Below are 18,563 nucleotides of genomic sequence, written 5' to 3' on the forward strand. Positions count from 1 at the left end.
GTCACGGGACCCGGCAGACTCGGACCAGCCCCCGACGCGCGACCCCCGGAGACGCCTGTGACCGACCCGAGCGCGCTGATCGGGTACCTGCTCCAGAGCCCCTGGCTGGTGCCCCTGCTCGCCGTCGCCGTGATGTGCGACGGGCCGTTCCCGTTCCTCCCGAGCGAGCCGGTGCTCTTCAGCGCCACGGCCGCCGCACTGGCGGACGGCGACCGGTGGCGGATCGTGGCCCTGTTCGGTGCCGCGGTGGTCGGCTCCCTGCTCGGTGACGCGCTTCTCTACGGCGCCGGACGCAGCTCCCACTCCGTGGTCCGGGCCACCCGTCGCGGTGACGGGACCGGTGCCTGGATCCGCCGCCACCTGCACCGCCGGCCGATCACCGCGCTGGTCGCGACCCGGCTGCTGCCGGGCGGACGGCTGGCGAGCGTGTCCGCGGCCGGCCGGGTCCGGCTGCCGCTGCGCGCGTTCCTGCCCGCGACCGTCGCCAGCGCGCTGGTGTGGAGCACCTGGATGACCGGCATCGGTGTCCTGGTCGGACCGATCACGCACGGCGACCCGCTGATGTCGGTGCTCGCCGGGGTCGTGCTCGCGGCGCTCGTCGCATCCGTGGCCGCCGCGGCCAGGGCACTGCTGCGGCTGCGCCGCCCCGTCGTCGCGGTCTGACCGGTCCGGCCGGTCCGACGGGCGCCCGACCCGTTCGCGTCGAACCTTTGTCCCGCGCCGTTCGGACGGTCTCCTGCGCTGCGGCACATGGCAAGCTGAGCCGTCCGGACGAACGGGGCGGGGAGAGCTGAGGACGTGCACGAGGACGGCGAGCGGATCTCGGCGGTGGCGGTGGGGCGGCCGGTCGTGCCGCCGGGGATCGAGGTCGTGGCCCACGTGCCGCCCGCGCCCGCCGAGGGGGCCGCGGCCGCGGTCGACCGCGTCCGGCCCGGCCTGGTCCTGGTCGACCTGACCGGCCCGGAGGGCGTGGCGCCCGCGGTGATCTCCGCGGTGCTCGCGCGCGTCCCGGCCGTCGCCGTGCTCGCCGTCGCCGGTGCGGTCGCCGACCACGCCCGGGTCCTCGACGCGGTCCGGGTCGGCGCGACCGGCGTCGCGACCAGTACGGACCCCCGGGAGCTCGCCGCCGTCGCCGCCGCGGCCGCTGCCGGGCGGCCCGCGTTCTCCCCGGGGCTGGCCGACGTCGTCCTGGAGTCGGTCGCGGCCCCCGCGCACGCGGTTCCGGAGCTCAGTCCGCGCGAGTCCGAGGTGCTGCGGCTGGTGGTCGAGGGGCTCACCGCCAAGCAGATCGCGGCCCGGCTGGTGCTGTCCCCGCGCACGGTCGAGAACCACGTGCAGCGGCTGCTGCGCAAGTTCGAGGTGCCCGGCCGCGCGGCGCTCGTCCGGCACGCCATCGAGTACGGGCTCGCCTGAACCATCGCTTGTACGCTTCTGCGTATTTCCGTACTTTGGGGGTGTGACCGATCTCGACGCCCGGCTGCGTGCCGTGGAACGTGCCGTCGCCGACCTGCAGGACGCACTCCGTCCGACCGGCGGGGACACCCCCGCGGCGCCCGCGGACGACGTCCTCTGGGCGCTGACCGAGCTGGAGGCCCGCAGCCCCGGCGCGGTGCTGATGGCGGGAAGCGTCGCCGTCCCCGGTACCGGTGAGGTCCGCTGGCAGTACGCCCGCCCCGGCGAGGCGCTGCTCGACGCCGACTGGTCCGAGCTTGCCGGCACCCTCGACGCGCTCGCCCACCCCGCACGGCTGGCGATCCTGCAGCACGTGCTGGGCGGGGTGCACGGCACCGCGCAGCTGCTGGAGCAACCCTCGGTCGGCACGACCGGGCAGCTGCACCACCACCTGCGCCAGCTCGTCGCCGCCGGGTGGCTGGCCTCGACCCGCCGCGGCCACTACGAGGTGCCCGCCGCCCGTGTCGTCCCGCTGCTGGTCACCGTCCTGGCCGCGCACCGATGAGGGGACCCGCGATGACCGCCACCACCTCCACCTCGACGACCGCCGGGACCGGGCACCGCGCCGGGGCCGTTGCCGCTGTCGCCGCCGTCGTCGCCGTGCTGGCGGTGCTCGTCGGCGCCGTCGCCGGCCCGGAGCACCGGCGGCTCGGCCCGCAGACCACCGGCGACCCGGCCCTGGCCGAGCGGGTCCGCGCCGCGGCGGGCGGACACGACGGCTACCGGTCGCTCGCCGTCGCCGAGGTCACGCCGACCTCGGTCACCACCGCCGGGCTCGGTCACCACCGCCGGGCTCGGCCCCGCCGACGCCGGGGCACCCTTCGAGATCGGCTCGGTCACCAAGACGTTCACCGCCGCGTTGTTCGCCGACGCCGTGACCCGCGGCGAGGTGCGTCCCGACGATCCGCTGGAGCGCGCCCTGCCGGAGCTGGCGGGCACCCCGGCGGGCGCGGTCACCCTCGCCTCGCTCGCCCAGCACCGCTCCGGGCTGCCGCCGCTGGGCGCGACCGCCGCCGCCGGGGCCCTGGCCACGACGGTGAACCTGAACCCGTACTCGTCCACGACCACCGCGCAGCTCCTCGACGACGCCCGCGCCGCCGCGGTGGACCCGCAGCAGCCGCCCACGTACTCCAACTTCGGCGTCGCGCTGCTGGGGACGGCGCTCGTCCGCGCCGCGGGCGCCGACGGCTACCCGCAGCTGGTCGCCGACCGGATCACCGGTCCCCTCGGCATGACCACGACGACCTTCGGCGCCACCGACGCGCAGGTCCCGGACACCGCGGTCCCCGGACACCGCGACAACGGGCGCCCCGCGCCGCGCTGGGTCGGCGAGGGCTACCTGCCCGCCGGGAGCTCCACGTTCTCGACCGTCGAGGACCTCGCACGCTGGGCCGCGGCCCAGCTCACCGGCGTGGCACCGGGGACCGCCGCGCTGACCCCGACCGCGCAGGACGGGCCCGGTACGTCGATCGGCTGGATCTGGGTCACCAGCGAGGCCACCGGCTCCGACGGCGCCCGGCACCCCTACGTCTGGCACAACGGCGGCACCGCCGGGTTCAGCAGCATGGTCGCCCTCGACCGCGACGGCGGCCGGGCCGTGGTCGTGCTCGGCGACACCACCGCCGGGGTCGAACCGGTCGCCGGCACCCTGCTGTTCGGCACACCCCCGTCCGACGGCGGCGCGGGCCTCCTCGCCTGGGCGCCGGTCGCGGCCGCGGCACTGTTCTCGCTGCTCGCGCTGCGCCGCGCGGTGCGGGAGGTGGCCCTGCTGCCGATCGCCGACGGCCTGCTGACCGCGGTGTTCGGGCTGGTGCTGCTGTGGAACCGGGGGCCGTGGGCCTCGGTCGGGGGCTGGCTGTGGGGCCTCGTCCTCGCCCCGGCCGCGGCCGCGCTGGTCATCGCCGTGCTGCGGGGCCGCGACCTGCCGCTGCGCCCGCCCGGGCGCTCCGTCACGGCCTGGGCGGGACTCGTGCTCTCGGCGGCGCTGGTCGCCGTGGCGGTGTGGGCGGGCTGAGGCCCCGCGAGGCTCGCGGGAGCGGCGCCCGCGCCGGCTACCGACGTGCGGTGAGCCGGGCCAGTGCCGCGTCGAGCACGGCGGGCACGTCGGGCGCGGACAGCACGTCCACCGGCCGGGTGCCCGGCTCGGCGGGCACCGTCGCCCCACGGGCCGGCCCGAAGCCGGTCTCCACGGTCAGCGCCGTGGGCGTCGGGGCCAGCGACCCGGGCGCGACGCACTCCAGCAGCGCCGTCGCGTCGTGCAGGGCGACGGCGTCGCGGCCGTAGCGGCCCCGGTAGAACCGCATGTACGGGGCGATCATCGCGGCCAGCTCGGCGCCGACCGGATCGGCGTCGCCCAGTGCGGCGACCCACTCCGGGCCCGCGGCACAGCCCAGCGTGGTCCCCAGCGGCACCAGCGCGACCGGCACGGAGCCCGCGCCGGGGTCCTGGGCGAGGACGCGGTGCGCGGCCTCCGAGTCGGCGTGGACGTTGAACTCGGCCGCGGCGGTGACGTTCCCGCCGCCGATCGCCCCGCCCATGACGACGACCCGCTCGATCCGCCCCGCCAGGTCGGGACGGGCGGCCAGCAGGATCGCGGTGTCGGTCAGCGGGCCGATCGAGGCGATCGTGACCGGTTCGGTCGCCTCCTCGAGCACCCGTGCCATCAGCGCGACCCCGGACCCGGCCACCGGCGCGACCGGCTCCGGCAGCGCCGCGGCGCGCCCGCCGAGCCCGTCGGAGCCGTGCACGTGCCCGGCCCGCTGTTCGCGCCGGTGCACCAGCGGGCGGGCGGCCCCGACCCCCAGGGGGACGTCCGGCCGCCCGGCGAGGGCGAGCAGCCGTCCCGCGTTGGGCAGCGTGGCGTCCAGGCCGACGTTGCCGAACGTGGCGACGACGGCCCGGACGTCCACCTCGGGACTGCGCAGGGCGAGGACGAGCGCGACGGCGTCGTCGACACCGGGGTCGGTCGAGATGATCAACGGACGGGGCACACCGGCGAGCCTACGACCGGCCCGCCCGGGCGGTCACTCGCTCCGGGTGGGCTCGTCCTCGTGCTCGGCGTCGACCTCGCGGGCGGCCGCTCCGGTGGCCCCGGAGTCGTCGGTCATCACGGCGGGGCGGGGGTTGCCCGCCTTGTCGGCGTCGACGCGGGAGGTGCCGCCGCCTCCGGAGGTCAGTTCGTCGGTACCGACGTCGGTGCCGTCGTCGGGCTGGCGGTGGTCGCTCACGGGCTGGCCTCTCGGGTGGGGATCGCGGTCCTCGGGAGGTACCCGTCGCCGCAGGGGTGCACACGCCTAGTGTCTGGCGGGTGCGACGTCCGCCGATCCCCGACGCCGACCCGGAGCAGGCGAAGCTGTTCAGCCTCACCTCGCTGCGCTGGATCCTGCGCCACCGCGCGTACGGCCCCTGGTACCTGCGGCGGTACTGGCGGCTGGCGAAGCTGCGGCTGCGGCACCCGCACGTCGTGCTGCGCGGCATGGTGTTCCTGGGCAAGGACGTCACGATCGAGGCCCGCCCCGGGTTCGGGCGGCTCGAGATCGGCCGGTGGGTGCACATCGGCGACGGCACCGCCCTGCGCTGCCACGAGGGCTCGATGCGGATCGGCGACAAGGTCGTGTTCGGCCGCGACAACACCGTCAACTGCTACCTCGACGTCGAGATCGGCGCGACGACGCTGGTCGCCGACTGGGTCTACGTCACCGACTTCGACCATCGCACCGACGACGTCCGGCGCCCGATCAAGGACCAGGGCATCGTGAAGTCGCCGGTCCGGATCGGCGAGGGCTGCTGGCTCGGGGTGAAGACCTCGGTGCTGCGCGGCACCCGGATCGGCCCGGGGAGCGTGCTCGGGGCGCACGCGGTCGCGCGGGGGGACATCCCCGCGGAGTCGATCGCCGTCGGGACCCCGGCGCGGGTGGTGCGGGACCGGCGGGCCGACTACGAGGCCGCGGCCGCCGAGCGTGCCGCCGTCGCCGACATGGCCCGCAAGGCCGACCGGGCCCTGCAGGCCCGGCTGGACCGGGCCTGAGCACCCCGCGGGCTCAGGTGTCGAACAGGTTCCCGGTGGGGATCTTCGGGCGGGGGAGCTCCCGCGGCCCGGCCGCGGTGGCACCGGCGTAGATGCGCGCGGTGTGCCCGGCGATCACCGGCCAGGCGAAGTCGGTGCGCAGCCGGGCCCGGGCGGCGCGGGCCCGGCGGCGGGCCGCGGCCGGGTCGGCGAGCGCGCGGTCCACGGCGTCGGCGATCCCGGGGACGTCGCCGGGGGCGAACCCGAGACCGGTCTCGCCGTCGCGGACCAGCTCGCCGAGCCCGCCCGCGGTCGAGGCGACGAGCGTCGCGCCCACCGCTGCGGCCTCCAGCGCCACGATCCCGAACGGCTCGTAGCGGCTCGGCAGCACCACGGCGTCCGCACCGCGCAGCAGGGCGGTCAGCTCGCCGTCGGGCAGGTGCCCGAGAAAGGTCACCGAGCGCGTCACCCGGTGCTGCGCGGCGCGCTCGACCAGCATGTCCTGCTGGGTCCCGGTCCCGGCGACGAGCAGCCGGGTCCCGCGGTGCCGCCGCCGGATCCTGGGGAGCGCCGCGATCAGGTCCTGGACGCCCTTCTCGTACTCCAGGCGTCCGACGTAGACGATCCGCGGCCCGTCGCCCGCCGGGGCCGCGGCGGCGCGGGACCGCCAGCGACGCGGGTCGATGCCGTTGTGCACCACGTGGACGGCGGCCGGGTCGAGGTCGTGCAGTGCCGAGACCTCGGTGCGCATCGCGGCGGAGCAGGTGATGACCTCGTCCGCGCGCTGGGCGAGCCACCACTCGGTGGAGTGCACCTGCCGGTTCAGCGGGCCCGGCAGCCAGCCGGAGTGCCGGCCGGCCTCGGTGGCGTGCACGGTCGCGACCAGTGGGACGCCGAGGACGTCGGCGAGCGCGATCGACGGATGCGCGACGAGCCAGTCGTGGGCGTGCACGACGTCCGGCCGCCAGCCCGGCAGCAGCGTTGTCAGGGCGTGGCGCAGCATCGCGTGCCCCATCGCGAGCGTCCATGCGACCAGGTCGCTGGCGAACTCGAGCTCCGGCGGGTCCTCGGCCACGCGCAGCACCCGGACCCCGTCGACGGTCTCGGCGCGGGTCGGATGGGTCTCGGCGTCGGTGCCGGTGGGGGCCCGGGACAGCACGACGACCTCGTGCCCGGCCGCGACGAGCTCGCGGGACAGCGCGTGCACGTGCCGACCCAGCCCGCCGACGACGACCGGCGGGAACTCCCAGCTGACCATCAGCACCCGCATCGCCCGATCCTGGCAAACGCCGGACCGGTGGTAACCCCCGGGGCGTCGTCCACCGCGCTGGGCCCCGCGACCCCGCGGCCCCCGCCGCGCCCGGCGGGGCGGTGGACCCGGTGCCCGGCGGGGTGGCGAGCCCGGCGCCCGGGGTCGGTGGCCCACGGACACCCACCTCGCCGTATTCGCTTACCGGGTAAGCGAGTTCGCGGTCAGACCCGCCCCAGGTCCCGCGTCCACGTGTCCGGAGGCCGGTGGCAGGGTGGCAGCGGCGTGTCCGCTCAGGTCCCGCGCGTCCACGTGCCCGAAGGTCGGCAGCGGCGCGTCCACCCAGGTCGCGACCCGGCGCCGAGCGGCCCGCCGCCGACCGGCGCGCAGCAGGCCGGACAGCTCCGCCACCCGCCCGGCGTGCAGGGCGGCGCGCGAGCGGGCGTACCCGGCGGCGGAGTCCTTGCTGACCATGAACGCCCAGTCGCTGGACAGGGCGTGCAACGCCTGGTCGGCGAGCAGGTCGGCCAGCGGATCCCGGACGGGCCCGGGGCGGGGGGCGGCGAGCAGGTCGGACTGGACGGCGGCGTTCGTCGCGACCAGGTCGGCGACCTGCGGCCCGGCCCAGACCCGCCAGTCCTTGCCCGAGCCCCAGGACGACTCCCGGAGGTCGACCGGGTCGCCGACCAGACCGTCGTCGACGGCGTCGCCGAGGGTGCGCACGGCGACACCCGCCTCGGGCAGCCAGCGGAGCACGGCGGCCAGCCACGCCGGTCCCTCGTGCCACCAGTGCCCGAACAGCTCGGTGTCGAACGCGGCGACGGTCAGCGCCGGGCGGCCGCGCTCGGCGCGCAGCGCCCTCAGCCGCGCGACGACGGTGTCGACGAAGTCGTCGGCGTCGCGGGAGACCGCGCGGGCGGCGAGCGCGGGGTCGTAGGGCTTCTTGCGCCCGGTCGGCACCCGCCGTCCGGTGACCCGCGCCGGTTTGAGGCCGGAGTCGTGGTCCCAGGTGTGGAAGTCGCGGTACTCGGCCGAGCCGGGGTAGCCCTTGCGGGGCGACCACACCCGGTAAGTGATCTCCAGGTCGCGGCCGACGCACACGACGTCGGAGGTCCCCACCGGCCGGGCGAACGCGGTGTCACCGCGCAGTGCGGGGCCGTCGACGAGGAAGCGGTGCACCCCGGCGGCCGCATAGTCGTGCTCCATCCCGGGCGCGAAGCCGCACTCGGGCGCCCAGATCCCGGCCGGTCGGGCACCCAGGCGGAGCGCATGGTCGTCGAGCCCGGCACGCAGCGAGAACGCCCGGACCCGCGGGTCGAGCAGCGGCTGGAACGGGTGCGCGGCCGGCCCGCCCAGCAGCTCGACGGCGCCGGAGTCGCGCAGCCCGCGCAGCGCGGGCGACCCGCCGTGGCGCCAGTGCCGCTCGAACTCCGCCGTCGCCGCCGTCGACACCCGGTGCTCGTGCGCGGCCAGGTCGGGCAGCCGGCCCGCCGCCGAGTGCGCGCGCAGCGTCCACCCGCCGAGCCAGTCGTGCACCCCGCGCAGGCAGTGCGGGTCGTCGAGCTGGGCGGCCAGGACCGGCGTCACCCCGAGGGTGGCGAGCCCGGTGCGGCCCTCGTCGGCCAGCTCGCGCAGCGTCGCGACGACGGGCAGGTAGGAGTGCGCCCAGGACTGGTAGAGCCACTCCTCGCCGACCGGCCACCGGCCGTGCCGGGCCAGCAGTGGCAGGTGCGAGTGCAGGACCAGGCAGAACGTCCCGACGGGCGTGCCGCTCACGGCCGGGTCGCCGTGACCAGCAGGTCGAGCGAGGCGTCGAGGTCGGTCTGGTCGCCGGTGCGCAGCACGAAGTCCGAGCACCGCACGCCGGCGACGTCGACGGCGAGCGCCTGCGGCCACGGCTGCCCGGACAGCGCCAGCGCGGTCTGCGCCTCGATCAGGCCGCCGTGGCGGGCGTCGAGCTCGCGCAACCGCGGACCGTGGTGCAGCCCCTGGACCACGACCCGGCCGAACCCGGCGTCGGTGACCAGCCCGGCCAGCTCGCGCGGGTCGAGCTCGCGGGTGTGGAACGGGTTGAGCGGGGTGTCGCGGCCGGGGGAGAAGGTGATCCGGTTCGGCGTGGACACCATCAGCCTCCCGCTGGGACGCAGCACCCGCAGGCACTCGCGCAGGAACCGCTCCTGCTCCCACAGGTGCTCGATGACCTGCAACGACACGACGACGTCGACGCTCCAGTCGGGCACCGGCAGCGCCACCAGGTTGGCCCGGGCCACGCCGACCCGCGGGTAGCGGGCCCGGACGTGGGCGACGGTCGCCACGTCGTAGTCCAGCGCCAGCACCGCGCGGGCGGTCCCGGCGAGCAGGTCGGCGCCGTAGCCCTCGCCGCATCCGGCCTCCAGCACGACGCCGCCCGAGCAGTCGGCGGCGATGGCCGCGTAGACCACCTCGTGGCGGCGGAACCAGTAGTTCTCGTGGCTGATGCCCGGGACGGTGCGCTCCCCGGTGAGGGGCAGGCTGCTGGTCACCCTCCGACTTCACCACGCCCGTCGGTGAGACCTCCCACCGGTCCCCTCGCGTGCGCTACCGCTCGTCGACGCGGGGCAACGCAGCGTCACCGCGGACGTCTGGAGACGTGGAGCCCGACGCAGGACCTGCCAGGCACGACGGAGGGAGACCCATGACCGACATCGCGACCGACGAGGACACGGTGACGCTGACCATCACCGGCCGTAGCGGATCCTGGCTCGTGTCGGGTGTGCTCGGCCGGGAACCGCTGCCGCTCAAGGGCTTGGACGACGGCGCCCTCGCCGAGATGCTGTGGGCGATGCTGCCGGTCCCACCGTCGGCCGCGCACGGCCCCGCGTACCCGGCCCCCGCGCCCGGTCGTCGGCACCCGGGCTGAGCCGCACTAGGGCCTCAGTCGGGTCGCGCACGTCCGGTTCGCGGTCGGCGCACGGTTCGTGCCGGTCGCCGTGCGGTCGCTCCCGGACGGGTACCGCCTGTCCACTGACGGGTATCCGCCCTTCCCCCGGCCGTGCGGGTCGGGTGACGCCCACGGCGTCGTGCCGAGAGGAGCCCAGGATGAACGACCCGGCGGACGAGAACGAGACGCTGTCGCTCACCATCACCGGGCGGTCCGGTTCCTGGGTGGTGTCGGGCGTGCTCGGTGACGAGCCGGTCGAGCCGCGCGCGATGGACGACGAGGCCCTCGGCGAGGTGCTGTCGATGGTCGTGCCCGAGGAGGACCGCGCCGACGCCGAGCCCCCGCCCGGCCGCCGCGTCGGCTGAGCCCTACAGCCGTCCGTCGGCTGAGTCCTACAGCCGTCCCCGCAGCAGCGAGGCCGCCAGCAGCGCCACCTCGACCTGCAGCCGGTCCTTCCCGACCGGGCGTCCGAGCAGCTCCTCGGCCTTGCGCACCCGGTAGTGCACGGTGTTCTTGTGCAGGTGCAGCCGGGCCGCGGCCCGGGTGTAGCTGCCGCCCTCGGCCAAGAAGACCCGCAGCGTCGCCCGGAGCTGGTCCACGCCCGGCTCCTCGCAGGTCAGCCCGGCCAACACCCGGTCCACCCAGCGGCGCAGCTCGTCGGACCGGTCGGTCAGCAGCGCGGCGACCGCGACCTCGTCGAAGTCGGTGACCGCCGGGCGGGCCTCGTCGGTCTCGGCGACCGCCCGCGCCCGGACGGCCTCCGCCAGTGACCCGCGGAACCCGGCCAGGCCCCGGCCCGCTCCGCCGAGCGCGAGGCGCAGGTGCCCGGGCAGCCGGTCCCGCAGCAGTGCGACGTCGAGCGGGGGCACGTCGGGCGCGCTGTGCCAGGCCCACAGGGTGCGGCTGTCGGCGAGCACGGTCAGCGGTGGCCGGCTCGACGCCTCGCCGAGCAGCCGTGCCCCGGCCTGGAGGACGGCGTCGTCGACCGGCTCGCCCGCCGCCCCGGGCGCCCACAGCACCGCGGCCCGGTGCCAGCCCCCGACCGGGATCCCGAGCAGCTCGCGGGCGGCGGCCTCGCTCAGCGGTTCGGTCTCCAGGACCATCCGCACCCGCGCGGCGATGTCGGCGCCGGAACGCGTGCTCCACCGCCGTCGCTCGGTCTCGTAGATGTCGATCAGGCCTCCGATGACCTGGTCGATGTAGCGGTTGGTGCGGCCGGTCAGCTCGGACAGGACGGTGAGCGGGTCGGGACCCGGCCGGTCCAGCCGGCGCAGCGCGTCGATCGCCCACTGGTCGAACATGTGCTCGCCGAGCCGGTAGGCGCGCAGCAGCGCCTCCAGCGACAGCTCGTACTGGGCGAACCGGCGGGCGTACTCGGCGGCCGCCGGCGGCACCGTGATCTGCTCCATCGGGATGGCGTGCGCGAGCATCCCGACGATCGCCGACAGGTTCGCCGCGGTGCTCGCGACCATCAGCCGCCGGACCGTCTCGTCGTGCCGGAACTCCGGGATGACCCCGACGAACCAGTCGGTCATCTCGGTGGTCAGCTCGGGCAGCCGGGCCTCGATGTCGCGGGCGACGGCCGCCACGACCTCGTCGACGTCGGCGGGCACGACGACGAACCTAGAGCCAGGCCGGATCGAGGTCGACGGTGGTCCGGTCCAGCGACGCGAGCAGGTCGAACCAGGGCCCGGTCCGCGGCAGCTCGTAGCGGAAGAAGTACCGGGCGGCGGCCCGCTTGCCCCGGCCCAGGTCGTCGTCGCGGCCGGCGGCGGCGAGCAGCTGCTCCAGCCACACCCACGCGACGACGACGTGCCCGGTCGCCTCCAGGTGCACCGAGGCGTTCGCGAGCCGCGCCGCGACGTCGGGTTCGGCGTGCAGCGCGCGGGTCACCTCGACCAGCCGCACCCGGGCCGCGTCGAGCGCGTCGGCGTGCTCGGCCGCCTCGCCGCCCGCGGCGCGGCCCCGCGCGACGGTCGTGGCGAGCACCGCGTCGAGGGCGTCGAGCCCGGCGCCGCCGCGCATCGCGAGCTTGCGTCCGAGCAGGTCCAGTCCCTGGATGCCGTGGGTGCCCTCGTGGATCGGGTTGAGCCGGTTGTCCCGGTAGTGCTGCTCGACGTCGTACTCGCGGGTGTAGCCGTAGCCGCCGTGCACCTGGATCGCCAGGTCGTTGGCCGCCAGGCACCACTGCGACGGCCAGCTCTTCGCGATCGGGGTGAGCACGTCGAGCAGCAGCCCGGCCCGCTCGCGGTCGGCCGGGTCCTCGGCGGTGCGCTGGTCGTCGAGCAGCCGCCCGCAGTACAGGACCAGGCCCAGCCCACCCTCCACGTAGGACTTGCCCGCGAGCAGCATCCGCCGGACGTCGGCGTGGTCGACGATCGGGACCTGCGGCGCCGCCGGGTCCTTCGCGTCGACCGGGCGGCCCTGCGGCCGGCTCCGCGCGTACTCCACCGCGGCGAGCTGGCCGGTGTAGCCCAGCGCCACCGCGCCGGCACCGACACCGACCCGGGCCTCGTTCATCATGTGGAACATCTGCGCGAGCCCGGTGTGCGGCTCGCCGACGAGGTGTCCGACCGCTCCCGGCTCGCCGCCCGGGGTGTGCGCGCCCTCGCCGAAGTTCAGCACGGTGTTGGTGGTGCCGCGGTAGCCCATCTTGTGGTTCAGCCCGGCGAGCACGACGTCGTTGCGGTCCCCGTCGGGCAGGAACTTCGGCATCACGAACAGCGAGATGCCCTTCACCCCCGCCGGACCGCCGGGGATCTTCGCGAGCACCAGGTGGACGATGTTCTCGCCGAGCTCGTGGTCCCCGCCGGAGATCCACATCTTGGTGCCGGTGATCCGGTACGTGCCGTCGCCGCGGGGCTCGGCGCGGGTGGTGATGTCGGCCAGCGACGACCCGGCCTGGGTCTCCGACAGGCACATCGTGCCGTGGAAGCGGCCCTCCAGCATCGGCCGCACCCAGGTGTCCACCTGCTCCGGGGAACCGTGCGCGAGCAGCAGGTTCGCGTTCGCCGTGGTGAGCATGGCGTAGGCGAAGGTGCTGATGTTCGCCGCCGCGAACCACGCCGAGCACGCCGTGTGCACGACCTGGGGGAGCTGCAGGCCGCCCGCGTCGGCGTCGGCGGTGGCACCGAGCAGGCCGGTGCCGGCCAGCGCCGCCAGCGCGGGTGCCACCTCCGGGTGCATCTCGACGCGGCCGTCGACGAAGCGCGGCTCCTCGGCGTCGTTGCGCTTGTTGTGCGGGCGGAACCGCTCGGCCGCGATCTCGGCGCAGACGTCGAGGACGGCGTCGACGGTCTCCCGGGAGTGCTCGGCGAACCGCGGACGGGCGGTCAGCGCGGTGACGTCGAGCCAGTCGTGCAGCAGGAAGTCCAGGTCGCTGCGGGACAGCAGCTGCGACGGTGCGGCCATGACGGCTCCTTCGGGTCGGGGGCGGCGGATCGGGCGGGTCGGCGGGTCGGGCGCGGTGAGCGGGTCGGGGACGGGCCGCCGTCGAGCGGCAGGACCGTACCGGTGACCGACCGCCGGCCCGCGCGGCGAGGGGAACGTGGTGGGTACCGCGGCACGTCCGTCCCGGACGAGGATCGCGGTCCGCGTGGTGCAGCGCGAGGAACCCGGCGCTGCTTTGTGTCCTCGGTACAACCGGCCCGGCCGGGTTCGTGATCCACGCCCATGGCGTCGGTCACACGGCGCTCCTACCTTGGGCGGGTCGATCGACGACGCCGTGTCCGACACCGAGGGGAAGGACCCCGATGCACATCGCCGTGCTCCCGCAGGATCGCGTCCGGGCTGCGCCGACCGGACCGTGCATCGCCGACGAGACCCGCGCGCTCGACAACGCGGCGTTCGCCGACGCCGTCGCGGGTGCTGCCGCCGCCCTGCACGCCGCGGGGGCCGGTCGGGGCGACGTGGTCGCGGTCGTGCTGCCCAACCGGGTCGAGCTCGTGGTCACCCTGTTCGCGGCCTGGCGGCTCGGGGCCGCCGTCACCCCGGTCAACCCGGCACTGACCGTCGACGAGGCGGGGCACCAGATCACCGACTCCGGCGCGGACGTCGTGGTGGGGGAACGGGCGGCGTCGCCGCTGGTGACCCTCGACGTCGCCGAGCTGGCCGGGGACCCGGCCGCCGCGCCGGAACCGGTCACCGACGACGACGCGCTGGCCCTGCTGATCTACACCAGCGGTACCACCGGGCGGCCCAAGGGCGTCATGCTCGACCACCGCAACGTCCGCGCCATGTGCGAGATGATCATCGCCGGGATCGGGCTCGACGACACCGACCACAGCCCGCTGGTCCTGCCGCTGTTCCACGTCAACGGCATCGTCATCTCCGTCCTGTCCCCGCTCCTGGCCGGCGGGCGCACCACGATCGCCGGCCGGTTCCGGGCGGAGACCTTCCTCGACGTGGTCGCCCGGGTCCGGCCCACCTACTTCTCCGCGGTCCCCGCGATCTACGCCATGCTCGCCGCCCTGCCCGCCGACGCGGTGGCCGACACGAGCTCGCTGCGCCTGGTCATCTGCGGGGCGGCGCCCATGCCCGCCGAGCTGATCGCCCGTGTCGAGGGCCGGTTCGACGTGCCGCTGGTGGAGGGGTACGGACTCTCCGAGGGCACCTGCGCCTCGACCCTGAACCCGCCCGGCGGGCCGCGCCGTCCCGGCACCGTCGGACTGCCGCTCCCGGGGCAGACCGTCGCGCTGATGGGCCCCGACGGCACCCTCGTCGACGACGGTCCGGGCGAGGTCGTGATCTCCGGTCCGAACGTGATGCGCGGCTACCTGAACCTGCCCGGGGCCACCGCCGAGACGATCCGCGACGGCTGGCTGCACACCGGCGACGTCGGCCGGTTCGACGACGACGGCTACCTGGTCCTGGTCGACCGGATCAAGGACATGATCATCCGAGGTGGGGAGAACCTCTACCCCAAGGAGATCGAGAACGCGCTCTACGCGCACCCGGCCGTGCACGAGGCCGCCGTGGTCGGTGCCGCCGACCCGGTCCTCGGCGAGGTCCCCGTCGCCCACGTGGCCCTGCTCCCCGGGGCCGTCGCGAGCCCGGAGGAGCTCGTCGAGCACTGCGCGGGGCGACTGGCCCGGATCAAGATCCCCACCCGGATCACGATCGTGGACGCCCTGCCGAAGAACTCCGTCGGCAAGATCGACAAACCCACCCTGCGCCGGGCGGCCGTCCCGACCGGCTGACCCGGCACGACCCGGCACGACACCGATACGACACCGACCTCCCGCGGACCGCCCCGGTCCGGCGGGGGAGCCGACCTGCCCGGAAACGCCCGCGGACGGCTACCGCATGCCACCCTCCGAAAGGGGATGAACAATGGGGTTCAAGACGGGGGACTTCCCCCCGGTCGATCTCGACACCTTCCTCGACAAGCCGCTGTTCGAACGCACGAAGGCGCTCGCCCTGCACTGGGTGGAGTACGGCTTCGGATCGCCGAAGATGATCCCGACGACCTACGTCGTCAAGCTGGTGGTCCTCTACGTGCTCGTGGGCACCACCCTGATCACCTGGACCTCCGGCGTCGGCCCTGTCTGGGACGTCGCGGGCTGGTGGAACGAGCCCATCGTCTACCAGAAGCTCGTGCTGTGGACGGTGCTGCTGGAGGCGATCGGCGTCGCGGGCTCCTGGGGTCCGATCGCGGGCAAGTTCAAGCCGATGACCGGTGGCATCCTGTTCTGGGCCCGCCCCGGGACCATCCGGCTGCGTCCGTGGAAGGCGGTCCCGGGGACCGGCGGCGACACCCGCACAGTGCTCGACGTCGTGCTCTACCTGGGTCTGCTCGCCTCGCTGCTGACCGCTGTCGTGCTGCCCGGCGTGCCGAGCGCGTCGCTGTCGGCGGTGCTGCCCGACAACACCTCCGGTCTGGTCGCGCCGTGGCTGATGGTCGCGCCGATCGTGCTGCTGATCCTCTGCGGCCTGCGCGACAAGACGATCTTCCTCGCCTCCCGCGGTGAGCAGTACCTGCCGGCGATGGTGTTCTTCGGTGTCCTGCCCTTCGTCGACATGATCGTCGCGGCGAAGCTGCTGATCTGCGCGGTGTGGGTCGGGGCGGGCGTGTCCAAGTTCGGTCGGCACTTCACCAACGTGATCCCGCCGATGGTGTCCAACAGCCCGTGCGTCCCGTCGAAGTGGGTCAAGCGGGCCCACTACCGGGACTTCCCGCGCGACATCCGCCCGTCGAAGCTCGCGACGTTCATGGCGCACGTCGGCGGCACCACCGTCGAGATCATCACCCCGCTGGTGCTGCTGTTCTCCACCAACCACTGGCTGACGCTGGCCGGGGTGGTCCTCATGGTGGTGTTCCACCTGTTCATCACCTCGACGTTCCCGCTGGCCGTGCCGCTGGAGTGGAACATCCTGTTCGGCTACCTCGCCGTGTTCCTGTTCCTCGGCTTCCCCAACGGCGACGGCTTCGGCGTCACCGACATGTCCTCCCCGGCGCTGACCCTGGTGATCGTCGCCGCGCTGGTGTTCTTCCCGGTCCTCGGCAACCTGCGCCCGGACCTCGTGTCCTTCCTCCCGTCGATGCGCCAGTACGCCGGGAACTGGGCGTCGGCGCTGTGGACCTTCGCCCCCGGCGCCGAGGAGAAGCTCAACTCGATCGCGCACCGGCCGACCAGGAACCAGGTCGACCAGCTCCGGGCGATGGGCTACCCGGCCGCCGTCGCAGAGATCACCATGCAGCAGACGATCGCCTGGCGGTCGATGCACTCGCAGGGCCGCGGGCTGTTCTCGGTGCTGTCGGCCCGGCTCGACGACCTCGACTCCCGCACCGTGCGCGAGGCGGAGTTCACCTGCAACTCCTTGATCGGCTTCAACTTCGGCGACGGTCACCTGCACGACGCGCACATGATCGCCGCGGTCCAGCGGCGGGTCGGCTTCGCCCCGGGCGAGCTCGTCGTCTGCTGGGTGGAGTCGCAGGCGATCCACGCGAAGGTCCAGCACTACCAGCTGATCGACGCGGCGCTCGGCGTCGTCGAGCGCGGGTACTGGAACGTGGCCGACGCGGTGAACGAGCAGCCGTGGCTGCCGAACGGGCCCATCCCGCTGACCGTCACCTGGCGTGCCCCGCAGCGGTCGGCCGCCGACGAGGACACCGCCGGGGCCCCGGCGGTCTGAGTCCCGGCGGGGCGGGCGGAGCACGACGCCCGCCCCGCCGACCCATCCGACGTCCCATCGACGAAGAAGGAACGCACCATGGAGGCTTATTCAGGCCCCGTGAAATAACGATCTAGCCCGGCGTGTCGGGTTGGGCGACAGCCCGTCCATCGCGAATATTGGTTTGCCGAATCAATCCGAGATGAACGGGCTGCCGCAGTATGTACTATACCACTGGTTTCCGGCGTGATGAAATTCAGGATCTTGTCGCTATAGTGTATGAGCAGGATCAGCGGGACGCGACGGAGGCACGTTTGTCTTGGCCGCCGGTTCTGGGGTTGTTCTGGTCGGTGGTGATCACGTTGGCGTATCTGCGCGGGAATCGTGTGCAGTGGGAGTTGGCGGAAACCTATGGGGTGTCGCAGTCGACGGTTAGTCGAGCGATCACGGGGGTGACACCGTTGCTGGCACAGGCGCTGCGGAGTGTCGTTCCGACGGCAGAGGAGCTTCGTGCCGATCGGCAGTACATCATCGATGGAACCTTGCTGCCCTGCTGGTCATGGGCCGCGGTGCCGGGTCTGTGGTCGGGCAAGCATCGCACCACCGGCGTCGTCGTCCAGGTCGCAGCCACCCTGGAAGGGCAGCTGTCGTGGATCTCCGACCCGACCCCAGGCTCCCGACACGACCTATATTGCCTCGACCAATCCGGCGCCCTCGACCACCTCGCCACATACCCCCCGATCGGCGATAAAGGATACATCGGGCGCGGCATGCTCACCCCGTTCAAAAAACCACCCGGCCGGGAACTTCTCAACTGGCAAAAAACATTCAACAAGAGCCTCAACCACACACGCGCCACCATCGAACGAGTCATCGCCCATATCAAAACGTGGAAAGTTCTCCACACAGACTACCGGCGGCCCTACGCCACATTTAAAACGACAATCTCGGCAGTCATCGGACTCATCTTCTACACACTTACCTGACGGAGCCTGAATAAGCCTCATGGGTGACGCACTGAACGGCCGGGTCGCGATCGTGACCGGCGCGGGCAAGGGACTGGGACGGGCCATCGCGGAGCGCTTCGGCGCCGAGGGCGCGACGGTCGTCGTCTCCGACATCGACGAGGCCGCCGCGAAGTCGGTCGCGGACGGGATCGCGGGCGCCTCGTACCTGGCGTGCGACGTGCGCGACGAGGCGCAGGTGCAGGCGCTGGTGGCCCGCGCCGTCGAACGGCACGGCGGGCTGCACGTGATGGTGCCCAACGCCGGCGTCGGGCGGCCCGAGCCGCTGCTGGAGATGGACCTCGCCGCCTGGCGCGCGGTCACCTCGGTGAACCTCGACGGGGTCTTCCTGTCGATCCGCTACGCGGCCCCGGCGATCATCGCCGCGGGCGGCGGCACGATCGTCACCCTCGCCTCGGTCACCGCGACCACCGGTTCGCCGCTGATCGGCCACTACGCCGCCGCCAAGGCCGCCGTCGTGAACCTGACCAAGACCGCGGCGACGGAGTTCCGGCCCCACGGCGTGCGGGTCAACGCGCTGCTGCCCGGCTTCATCGACACCGACCTGGTGACGGCGGCGCAGCCGGGGTTCGAGGCGGCGCTCGGACTGCCCGCCGGCGGGTTCGACGGTCTCATCGCGCAGAAGCAGGGCGGCTACGGCACCCCCGCCGACGTCGCCGAGGCGGCGCTGTTCTTCGCCAGCGAGCGGTCCCGGTTCTGCACCGGGAGCGGCCTCGTCCTGGACGGCGGACTCGATGCGTCGCTGCTCTGAGGAGGCCCCCGGGAACCCCCGTCGCGTCTGCGTGGCGGGGTGGCGGA

Annotated in this window: 19 protein-coding genes; 11 read left to right on the forward strand and 8 right to left on the reverse strand. The window is 74.3% G+C overall.

Annotation, left to right across the window (positions count from 1 at the left end):
* The first annotated feature begins 57 nt into the window (after positions 1–57).
* The 3 genes from KPL59_RS06015 to KPL59_RS06025 all read left to right on the forward strand — a co-directional run bounded on the left by KPL59_RS06015 (position 58) and on the right by KPL59_RS06025 (position 1,957).
* Positions 58–663 carry a DedA family protein gene (locus KPL59_RS06015; protein ID WP_020624503.1) on the forward strand — a complete coding sequence of 202 codons (606 nt, stop codon included), beginning with the start codon at positions 58–60 and terminating at the stop codon, positions 661–663.
* A 135-nt stretch (positions 664–798) separates the two neighbouring features.
* The gene (locus KPL59_RS36750; protein ID WP_226360201.1) at positions 799–1,413 is read left to right on the forward strand and encodes a response regulator transcription factor; all 615 of its coding nucleotides are present in this window, start codon (positions 799–801) and stop codon (positions 1,411–1,413) included.
* A gap of 43 nt (positions 1,414–1,456) precedes the next feature.
* Positions 1,457–1,957, forward strand: coding sequence for a helix-turn-helix transcriptional regulator (locus KPL59_RS06025; RefSeq protein ID WP_020624505.1), 501 nt, complete (start codon positions 1,457–1,459; stop codon positions 1,955–1,957).
* On the opposite strand, the gene KPL59_RS36755 is transcribed toward KPL59_RS06025, so the two are convergent.
* Entirely contained in the window at positions 1,894–2,292 is a 399-nt protein-coding gene (locus KPL59_RS36755; RefSeq protein WP_226360558.1) for a hypothetical protein, read from the reverse strand. The two genes, KPL59_RS06025 and KPL59_RS36755, sit on opposite strands and share 64 nt — an antisense overlap.
* Between KPL59_RS36755 and KPL59_RS06035 the strand changes: the two genes are divergently transcribed.
* Positions 2,279–3,466 (forward strand): serine hydrolase, encoded by a 1,188-nt coding sequence (locus KPL59_RS06035; RefSeq protein ID WP_226360538.1) that lies wholly within the window; start codon positions 2,279–2,281, stop codon positions 3,464–3,466. The two genes, KPL59_RS36755 and KPL59_RS06035, sit on opposite strands and share 14 nt — an antisense overlap.
* 37 nt (positions 3,467–3,503) lie before the next feature.
* Here KPL59_RS06035 and KPL59_RS06040 read toward each other — a convergent pair whose 3' ends face one another.
* Together KPL59_RS06040 and KPL59_RS06045 are read right to left on the reverse strand one after the other, a co-directional pair.
* Complete coding sequence (locus tag KPL59_RS06040; RefSeq protein WP_226360202.1) at positions 3,504–4,442, reverse strand: nucleoside hydrolase; 939 nt, start codon at positions 4,440–4,442, stop codon at positions 3,504–3,506.
* A gap of 33 nt (positions 4,443–4,475) precedes the next feature.
* Positions 4,476–4,679: a hypothetical protein gene (locus KPL59_RS06045; RefSeq protein WP_226352607.1), complete on the reverse strand. Its 204-nt coding sequence runs from the start codon at positions 4,677–4,679 to the stop codon at positions 4,476–4,478.
* 80 nt (positions 4,680–4,759) lie between these two features.
* Between KPL59_RS06045 and KPL59_RS06050 the strand changes: the two genes are divergently transcribed.
* Positions 4,760–5,479: an acyltransferase gene (locus tag KPL59_RS06050; RefSeq protein ID WP_020624509.1), complete on the forward strand. Its 720-nt coding sequence runs from the start codon at positions 4,760–4,762 to the stop codon at positions 5,477–5,479.
* Positions 5,480–5,492: 13 nt separating this feature from the next.
* Here KPL59_RS06050 and KPL59_RS06055 read toward each other — a convergent pair whose 3' ends face one another.
* The 3 genes from KPL59_RS06055 to KPL59_RS06065 form a co-directional block, all read right to left on the reverse strand.
* Positions 5,493–6,728, reverse strand: a complete 1,236-nt coding sequence (locus KPL59_RS06055) for a glycosyltransferase family 4 protein (RefSeq protein ID WP_226352606.1) — start codon at positions 6,726–6,728, stop codon at positions 5,493–5,495.
* Between the two features lie 180 nt (positions 6,729–6,908).
* A complete protein-coding gene (locus KPL59_RS06060; RefSeq protein ID WP_226352605.1) occupies positions 6,909–8,483 on the reverse strand; it encodes a 1,4-alpha-glucan branching protein domain-containing protein in 1,575 nt (524 codons plus the stop codon).
* Positions 8,480–9,229: a bifunctional 2-polyprenyl-6-hydroxyphenol methylase/3-demethylubiquinol 3-O-methyltransferase UbiG gene (locus tag KPL59_RS06065; protein ID WP_226360203.1), complete on the reverse strand. Its 750-nt coding sequence runs from the start codon at positions 9,227–9,229 to the stop codon at positions 8,480–8,482. Before KPL59_RS06065 ends, KPL59_RS06060 begins: the two co-directional genes overlap by 4 nt.
* A gap of 152 nt (positions 9,230–9,381) precedes the next feature.
* Here KPL59_RS06065 and KPL59_RS06070 point away from each other — a divergent pair, with 152 nt between their 5' ends.
* Complete coding sequence (locus KPL59_RS06070; protein ID WP_020625244.1) at positions 9,382–9,606, forward strand: hypothetical protein; 225 nt, start codon at positions 9,382–9,384, stop codon at positions 9,604–9,606.
* A gap of 179 nt (positions 9,607–9,785) precedes the next feature.
* On the forward strand, positions 9,786–9,992 hold the full coding sequence (locus KPL59_RS06075) for a hypothetical protein (protein WP_020625245.1): 207 nt from the start codon (positions 9,786–9,788) through the stop codon (positions 9,990–9,992).
* A 27-nt stretch (positions 9,993–10,019) separates the two neighbouring features.
* On the opposite strand, the gene KPL59_RS06080 is transcribed toward KPL59_RS06075, so the two are convergent.
* Positions 10,020–11,240 carry a helix-turn-helix domain-containing protein gene (locus KPL59_RS06080; protein WP_226360204.1) on the reverse strand — a complete coding sequence of 407 codons (1,221 nt, stop codon included), beginning with the start codon at positions 11,238–11,240 and terminating at the stop codon, positions 10,020–10,022.
* Between the two features lie 10 nt (positions 11,241–11,250).
* A complete protein-coding gene (locus KPL59_RS06085) occupies positions 11,251–13,038 on the reverse strand; it encodes an acyl-CoA dehydrogenase (protein ID WP_226352602.1) in 1,788 nt (595 codons plus the stop codon).
* Between the two features lie 341 nt (positions 13,039–13,379).
* Here KPL59_RS06085 and KPL59_RS06090 point away from each other — a divergent pair, with 341 nt between their 5' ends.
* The 4 genes from KPL59_RS06090 (at position 13,380) to KPL59_RS06105 (ending at position 18,516) form a co-directional block, all read left to right on the forward strand.
* Positions 13,380–14,825, forward strand: a complete 1,446-nt coding sequence (locus KPL59_RS06090) for a class I adenylate-forming enzyme family protein (RefSeq protein WP_226360205.1) — start codon at positions 13,380–13,382, stop codon at positions 14,823–14,825.
* A 133-nt stretch (positions 14,826–14,958) separates the two neighbouring features.
* Positions 14,959–16,761, forward strand: a complete 1,803-nt coding sequence (locus KPL59_RS06095) for a DUF3556 domain-containing protein (protein ID WP_226360206.1) — start codon at positions 14,959–14,961, stop codon at positions 16,759–16,761.
* Between the two features lie 200 nt (positions 16,762–16,961).
* Entirely contained in the window at positions 16,962–17,726 is a 765-nt protein-coding gene (locus tag KPL59_RS06100; RefSeq protein WP_226359656.1) for a transposase, read from the forward strand.
* 19 nt (positions 17,727–17,745) lie between these two features.
* Positions 17,746–18,516, forward strand: coding sequence for an SDR family NAD(P)-dependent oxidoreductase (locus tag KPL59_RS06105; protein WP_226360207.1), 771 nt, complete (start codon positions 17,746–17,748; stop codon positions 18,514–18,516).
* Positions 18,517–18,563 lie beyond the last annotated feature (47 nt).

This window comes from Pseudonocardia sp. ICBG1142 (genome assembly GCF_020496255.1).
GTDB lineage: Bacteria > Actinomycetota > Actinomycetes > Mycobacteriales > Pseudonocardiaceae > Pseudonocardia.